Source organism: Microbacterium sp. CnD16-F (assembly GCF_024124465.1).
Lineage (GTDB): Bacteria > Actinomycetota > Actinomycetes > Actinomycetales > Microbacteriaceae > Microbacterium > Microbacterium gawkjiense.
Map to the genome: position 1 here is coordinate 20,149 of NZ_JAMXSA010000042.1, position 6,862 is coordinate 27,010.

Consider the following 6,862-nt stretch of genomic DNA (forward strand, 5'->3'; position numbering starts at 1 on the left):
AGGATGCCGATCACTCCCCGATGAGAACGCTCCACGCCGAGCCGATCACGGTCTCGATCCGGTGGTCGCCGTGGCGGAACACGTGCGCCCCCTCGGCGGTGGCCACGCGGGCCCGCGCCCGCGCCGAGGTGACGGCACCGGCGGCATCCCACGCGAGGTCGACCTCGATGCCGGGGCGGGCGGCGAGCCCCCGCACCGCGCCGGCGCCGAGCACGGCCGGGAGGGCGGGCAGCAGCGCGATCCCGTCGCCGTGCGACTGCAGCAGGCACTCGGCGAGCCCCGCCGTGTAACCGAGGTTGCCGTCGATCTGGAACGGCGGGTGCGCGGCGAGCAGGTTGTCGTACAGGCCGCCCGACTGGTCGCCGCGGTCGACGGACATGTCGCGGAAGACGAGCTCGAGGAGCGCGGCGACGCGCTCGGGCTGGGCGAGGCGCGCGCGGAGGGCGATCTTCCACGCGAGCGACCAGCCGGTGGACTCGTCCTCGCGCAGGTCGAGGAAGCGGGATGCCGCGGCGGCGAGGTCCTCGGTCAGCGGCTCGGTGCCGGGGTAGACGAACACGAGCGGCGACAGGTGGCGGTGGTGCGGGTCGACGGCCTCGCGACCACCGGGCCACTCGGCGATCGTCCCGTCGACGACCGGGATCCCGGGCAGCTGGGCGCGGGCCTCGACCGCCTGCGCGACGAGCGGGTCGTCCTCCTGACCGACGAGGTGCGCGACGCGGACGAACGCGTCGAGGTGCGCGCGCAGCAGCACGACGTCGAGGGTCGCCGACTCCGAGACGGCCGCCGAGGCGCCGCTCGCCGTGCGGAAGACGTTCTCGGGCGAGGTCGACAGCGCGGTGCCGCGCACACCGTCGTCCGACACCGCCGTCCAGGCGAGGGCGAAGGCCGTCGCCCCGCGCAGCAGCCGGAACGCCTGCAGCCGCTCGGCGCGGTCGGTGACACCGAACGCCTCGCGCTCGGCGAGGTGCAGGCAGAGCCACAGCCCCGCCATCGGCCAGAACGCCCATGCGGCGTCGTGCTCGCCGTCGCCGACCGGCTGGGTGTACCCCCAGGCATCCGTGTTGTGGTGGGCGACCCAGCCGGGGGCATCGTAGAGCCGCCGCGCGGTCTCGGCGCCGCTGTCGGCGAGGGCGTCGAGCAGTCTCAGCAGGGGCTCCTCGGTCTCGCTGAGGTTCGTCGTGTGCGCGGCCCAGTAGTTCATCTCGACGTTGATGTTCGTCGTGTAGTTCGAACTCCACTCGGGGCGCACGTCCTGGTTCCAGATGCCCTGCAGGGTCGCCGGCAGCCCGCCGGGCCGCGACGAGCAGAGCAGCAGGTAGCGGCCGTAGTGGAACAGGAGCGCAGCCATGCCGGGGTCGTGCGCCACCTCGACGGAGCCGCCGTCGCCGAGCGCGCGCAGGCGCTCCGCGGTGTCGAGCTCGGCCGACTCCGGCGCCGCCGCGAGGGTCAGCTCGGCCCGGTCGTAGAGGCGGGCGTGGTCGCGCAGCTGCGCCGTGCGCACCTCGTCGAGACCGGCCGACACGGCGGCGTTCACGAGCTCGGTCGCGCGCCGCGCCGCCGCACGCTCGGTGCCCTCCGGCATCCGCCCCATCCCGGTGAAGGTCGTCGCGGTCGCGAGGACGACGGTCACGCGGGTGGCGCGCAGGACGCGGCCGCCGCGCACGAGGGTGCCGTCGGTGAGGATGCGGGCGTGCAGCGCGCCGCGCACCGCGGCGGCGCCCTCCTCGTAGACGACGGGCTCGTCCACCTCGTCGTGCGGGGGCGTCACGTCGGACGGCACCTGCACGAGCAGGGTCGTCGCCGCGTCGTTCTCGACCCGGCCGAGCTCGCGCAGCGGCGTCTCGATCTCGACGCGCACGTCGATCGGGTCGTCGCTCTCGAGCTCGGGGACGAGCACGCGGTGGGGCGCGCTGATCCACGTGCGGTGGTGCACGCGATTGCCGTCGAGTCCGCCGCCGGCCGTGTGGGTCGCGGTGCGCAGGTCGAGTTCGCGGCGGTAGTCGGTGAGCTCGGCGGCATCCGCTCCGTCGATCCGCAGCCGCAGGTCGGCGAAGGGGAGGAAGGACTGCGCGTGCCGGTGCTGCAGGCGGCGCACGAGCAGGTCGGCATCGTCCTCGCGTCCGTCGGCGACGGCCTCGCGGGCGGCGGCGAGCGCGTCACGGGCCTCGTCCGCCGTCACGAGCGGGGCGGCGAGCTCGCTGGCGGGGCTGCCCGACCAGACGGTCTCGTCGTTGAGGCGCAGGAGCGCGTCGGCGACGCCGCCGAAGCACATGGCCCCGAGGGCGCCGTTGCCCAGCGGAAGGGCCTCGTTCCAGGTCTCGGCGGGACGGCGGTACCACAGCACGTGCTCGGTCATGGGGTTTCCTCTCGGCCGGTGACGGCCGGATGCCGCAGCGGGGGGATGCGGGGCCGCGACGGGCAACGGGCCTCGCGCGCGGGACGCGCGTCCGCGAGGACACCGTTCCGACGATAGACGGTGCCGCGTGCGACCTTGCGCCCCCGGCATCCGTCTGCTTTTATCTCAGAGTAAGACGAAAAGGTCCGGAAGGGAGTCCGTGAACGGCGTGCGCGCAGCGGGGAACAGGGCCACGGCGACCAACGCCGACGTCACCCGCATCAATCGCACCGCGATCCTCGACGCGCTCCGCACCGCCGGACCCCTGGGGCGCGCCGAGCTCGTCGCGGCCACGGGGCTCGCCTCGGCCACGGTCCACCGCCTGTGCGCGCGCATGGTCGAGGAGGGCCTGCTCGGCGTCGAACGCGACACCGGCGGCGTCGGCCGCCCCACCCACCGCTACCGGCACCTCGGCGAGGCCCGCACGGTCGTCGCCGTCGACGTCACCTCGGCGATCGCCCGCGGCGCCCTCATCGACCTGGACGGCGAGACCCGTCACACCGAGACCCAGCAGCTGCAGGATGCCGACGGCCACCTGACGGCGTCGTCGCGCCTCGAGGGGGTCGGCGTCCTCGCCGAACGCCTCATCCGCGTCGCGGCCGGGATCGGCAGCCCGGCGCAGGGGATCGGCCTGTCGGTCCCGGGTGTCGTCGACGCGGACGGCACGGTGAGCGACTCGGTCGAGCTCGGCTGGAACGGCGTCGCCGTCCGCGACGCGCTGCAGACCCGCACGGGGCTGCCCGTCGTCGTCGAGAACGATGCCAACGCCGTCACGATCGGCGAGTGGACGCACGGTGCGGGACAGGGCACGGGCGATCTCGCGGCGCTCGTGTTCGGCATCGGCGTGGGCGCCGGGATCGTCTCGGGCGACCGCCTCGTGCGCGGCGCGGGCGCCGCGGCGGGCGAGATCGGCTACCTCATCACCGACCCGCAGGCGTTCTCGCAGCCGCGTCCGACCGGCGGCGACCTCGAGACGCGGGTGCTCGCCCTCGGCGGGGCCGGCGGAACCGAGGCATCCACCATGGCCGTCCTCGACGACGAGAGCGCGTCGGGCGGCGCGGACGCCGAGCGCCTGCTCGACCACATCGCGATGTCGGTCGCCGCCCTGTCGGTCATCCTCGACTGCCGCGTCGTCATCCTCGCCGGCCGCCTGCCGCGGCGCACCGACCTGCTCGTCGGCGGCGTCACCCGGCGCCTCGAGGGCCGCATCCCCCGCCCGCCCGCCGTCGTCGTGGGCGCGCTGGGCGAGGATGCCGCCCTCGTCGGCATCGGGCAGCTCATCATCGACCACGTGAAGGGGGCGGTCTACCTTGCCTGACCTCACCGAGACCACCGGGCCCGTCGTCGGCGCCCTCGCCCTCGCGGTCGCGCGCCGCGATTCGCTCTCCCCCCGAAAGGTGCTCTCGTGAGGATCCTGCTCTCCCCCGATGCGGCCGGCGCCGCCGAGGTCGCCGCGGCGGTCGTCGCCGCCTCGGTCGCCGACCTCGCCTTCCCGGTCCTCGGTGTCGCGACCGGGTCCAGCCCGCAGCCCTTCTACCGCGCGCTCACCGCACGCGTGGCGGCCGGTCTCGACCTCTCGCGCGCGGCCGCGTTCGCCCTCGACGAGTACGTCGGCCTGCCCGTCGACCACCCCGAGAGCTACCACTCCGTCATCGCCCGCGAGGTCACCGGACCGCTCGGGCTCGACCCCTCGCGCGTCCACGTGCCCGAGGGCGCGGCCGCCGACCCGACCGAAGCCGCGGCACGCTACGAGGCGGCGATCTCGGGCGCCGGCGGCGTCGACCTGCAGATCCTCGGCATCGGCGCCAACGGTCACATCGGCTTCAACGAGCCCGGTTCCGCCCCCGACTCCCGCACCCGCGTCGTCGAACTGGCGCCGCGGACGGTCGCCGACAACAGCCGCTTCTTCGACGGCGACGCCGGTCTCGTCCCCACGCACGCGCTCACGCAGGGCATCGGCACCATCCTCGACGCCCGCGAGATCGTCCTCATCGCGTGGGGCGAGTCGAAGGCCGAGGCCGTCGCCCGCGCCGTCGAAGGACCGCAGACGACCGGCCTGCCGGCATCCTTCCTGCAGCGCCACGGCCGCGTGACGCTCGTCCTCGACGCTGCCGCCGCGTCGCGGCTGAGCCCCGCATCGCTCCCCGCGGAGGCCGCGCGATGACCGCGTTCGACGTCGCCCGCATCGGCCCCGGCGACGGATCCGTCGCCCCGCGCACCCGCCTGCGCAGCGACGCCCCCACCCAGTCCCTCGACGGCGCCTGGCGGTTCCGCATCCGGATCCATGAGCTCAATCGTCGTGGGCGCGCCGCGCGGGGATCGCCCGGCGCACGAACGCAGGCAGGCTGATCCCCCGCTCGTTGGGCTCCTCGACCTCGAGGCCGTAGTGGTCGCCGATGTCGGCGACGAACCGTCGACGCTCGGCGCGCGCATACGCCGCCCGCTCGCGCTGGAAGGCGAGCACCGTCGACCAGCACATCAGCAGCATCACGACCGAGAACGGCAGGGCGATGAGGATCGCTGCGGTCTGCAGCGCCTGCAAACCACCGGCGAGAAGCAAGGCGCTCGCGAGTACCGCGGTCAGCGCGACGAAGAACACCCGAACCCACCGCTTCGGCTCGGGGTTGCCGCCGGAGGCGATCATGCCCATGACGAGCGCTCCCGAGTCGGCGGAGGTCACGAAGAACACCGCGATGAGGACGATCGCGCCGATGGTGAGAACCGCGCCGCCGGGTAGATACGAGAACAGCTGGAAGAGCGCCCCCTGCAGGTCAACCTTGCCGTCGGCGCCGAGCATCGAGCCCGGATCGGTCGTCTCCTTCAGGATCGCCGAGCCGCCGAGGACGGCGAACCAGATGACACCCACGAGCGTCGGCACGAGCAGGACACCGGCGACGAACTGGCGCACCGTGCGCCCCTTGCTGACGCGCGCGATGAAGATGCCGACGAACGGCGCCCACGAGATCCACCAGCCCCAGTAGAACGAGGTCCATGACGCCTGCCACTCCTCACCGGCTGTGCCCTGGAACGCACTCACGGTGAACGAAAGGCCGACGAAGTTCTGGATGTAGGCACCGATCGACTGAACCCATTCGCGCAGAAGATACTCGGTGCTGCCGGCGAAGAGCAGGAAGACGAGGAGAACCCCCGCGAGGATCAGGTTGAGACTGGACAGCCACTTCATGCCCTTCGCCACCCCTGAGATCACGGACATGAGCACGAAGAGCGAGATGACGAAGATGAGGATGATCTCGGTGAACTCGTTGAGCTCCAGCATCCCCGCCGCAGAGAGCCCGGAGCCGATCTGAGTGACCCCCAGGCCGAGCGAGGTCGCAACACCGAAGAGCGTCCCGACGAGTGCGACGGCGTCGATGACGTTGCCGGCCGCACCGTGGACCCGCTTGCCGAGCAGAGGCTCGAGCGCCCAGCGGATCGAGATCGGACGCTTGCGCCGGTGGATCGCGTAGGCCAGCGCGACGCCGACCACAACGTACATCGCCCACGCCTGCACACCCCAGTGCAGGTAGGTCTGCGTCAGCGCGCTGCTCGCGAGCTGCGCGGGGGTTCCTTCCACGCCCGGTCGCGGCGTGACGAAGTGGCTGAGCGGCTCGCTCACGCCGTAGAACACGAGTCCGATCCCCATGCCCGCGGCGAACAGCAGGGAGAACCATGCTCCGGTGGAGAACTCCGGCTCGTCGTCGTCACGCCCGAGCTTGATGTCTCCGAAGCGGCTGAAGCCGATGAAGACGGCGAACGCCACGAAGAAGGCCGCGATGAGGACGTAGTACCAGTTGAAGGCGTTGACGATCGTCGTCTGCACCCCGCCGAAGAACGCCTCCGCCTGCGCGGGGAGGATGATCGCGAAAAGGCTGAAGCCGAGGATGAGGACTGCGGCTGGCCAGAACACCCAGGGTGCGATGGCGCGTGTGAAGGCGGCGGGGCTCGTGCCGTTACCCGTCTTGTCGGGGACGATCGCGGCATCGGAATCGGATCCCTGCTCGGTGCTCACTTCTCCAGGGTGTCAGAACTCCCTGATCCACTCACCTTCTTGCGCCGACGACGGTTTCCGGGTTATCGGGTCAGTCGCGGGGCCAGGATGCCGCGAGTTTGCCCAGCAGACGCACGAGTTCGGCGCGTTCGGCGTCGGTGAAGTCCGCGAGCGCACGCGAGAGCCGCTCGCGCCGTTCGCCGCGGAAGTCCCCCGCGCGGCGACGGCCCTCGGGGGTCAGCGCGATACGGGTGCGGCGCGCGTCGTCGGGGTCGGCCTCGCGGACCGCGAGCCCCATCTCGACCGCCTGCTGCACGAGGCGCGAGGCGCGCGGCTGGTCGACGCCGATCGCGTCGGCGATCTCACTCACCGACAGCGGGTGCTCGGCGTGGACGAGGGCGTCCAGAAGACGGATGCGGGCGGGCGCGCCCGCCAGCCGCATCCCCGGACCGAAGCCCGGGCCGCCGCGCATCCAG

Annotated in this window: 5 protein-coding genes; 2 read left to right on the top strand and 3 right to left on the bottom strand. The window is 72.8% G+C overall.

Annotated features, from left to right (window positions below):
* Positions 1 to 10 precede the first annotated feature (10 nt).
* The gene (locus NH287_RS11270) at positions 11 to 2,359 is read right to left on the bottom strand and encodes a glycoside hydrolase N-terminal domain-containing protein (RefSeq protein WP_253035697.1); all 2,349 of its coding nucleotides are present in this window, start codon (positions 2,357 to 2,359) and stop codon (positions 11 to 13) included.
* A gap of 199 nt (positions 2,360 to 2,558) precedes the next feature.
* Between NH287_RS11270 and NH287_RS11275 the strand changes: the two genes are divergently transcribed.
* Together NH287_RS11275 and NH287_RS11280 are read left to right on the top strand one after the other, a co-directional pair.
* Complete coding sequence (locus tag NH287_RS11275; protein ID WP_253035698.1) at positions 2,559 to 3,716, top strand: ROK family transcriptional regulator; 1,158 nt, start codon at positions 2,559 to 2,561, stop codon at positions 3,714 to 3,716.
* An 87-nt stretch (positions 3,717 to 3,803) separates the two neighbouring features.
* The gene (locus NH287_RS11280) at positions 3,804 to 4,562 is read left to right on the top strand and encodes a glucosamine-6-phosphate deaminase (RefSeq protein ID WP_253035699.1); all 759 of its coding nucleotides are present in this window, start codon (positions 3,804 to 3,806) and stop codon (positions 4,560 to 4,562) included.
* 126 nt (positions 4,563 to 4,688) lie between these two features.
* Here the strand turns inward: NH287_RS11280 and NH287_RS11285 are convergent, their stop codons facing one another.
* Both NH287_RS11285 and NH287_RS11290 read right to left on the bottom strand, forming a co-directional pair.
* Entirely contained in the window at positions 4,689 to 6,407 is a 1,719-nt protein-coding gene (locus NH287_RS11285) for a BCCT family transporter (protein WP_374209384.1), read from the bottom strand.
* 70 nt (positions 6,408 to 6,477) lie between these two features.
* Positions 6,478 to 6,862: MarR family winged helix-turn-helix transcriptional regulator (locus NH287_RS11290; RefSeq protein WP_253035700.1), on the bottom strand; the 385-nt coding region annotated here is incomplete at its 5' end.

What these genes read in the sequence shown, in the direction of transcription:
- NH287_RS11270 (WP_253035697.1), bottom strand. Translation starts at nt 2,359, where the DNA reads ATGACCGAGCACGTGCTGTGGTACCGCCGTCCCGCCGAGACCTGGAAC.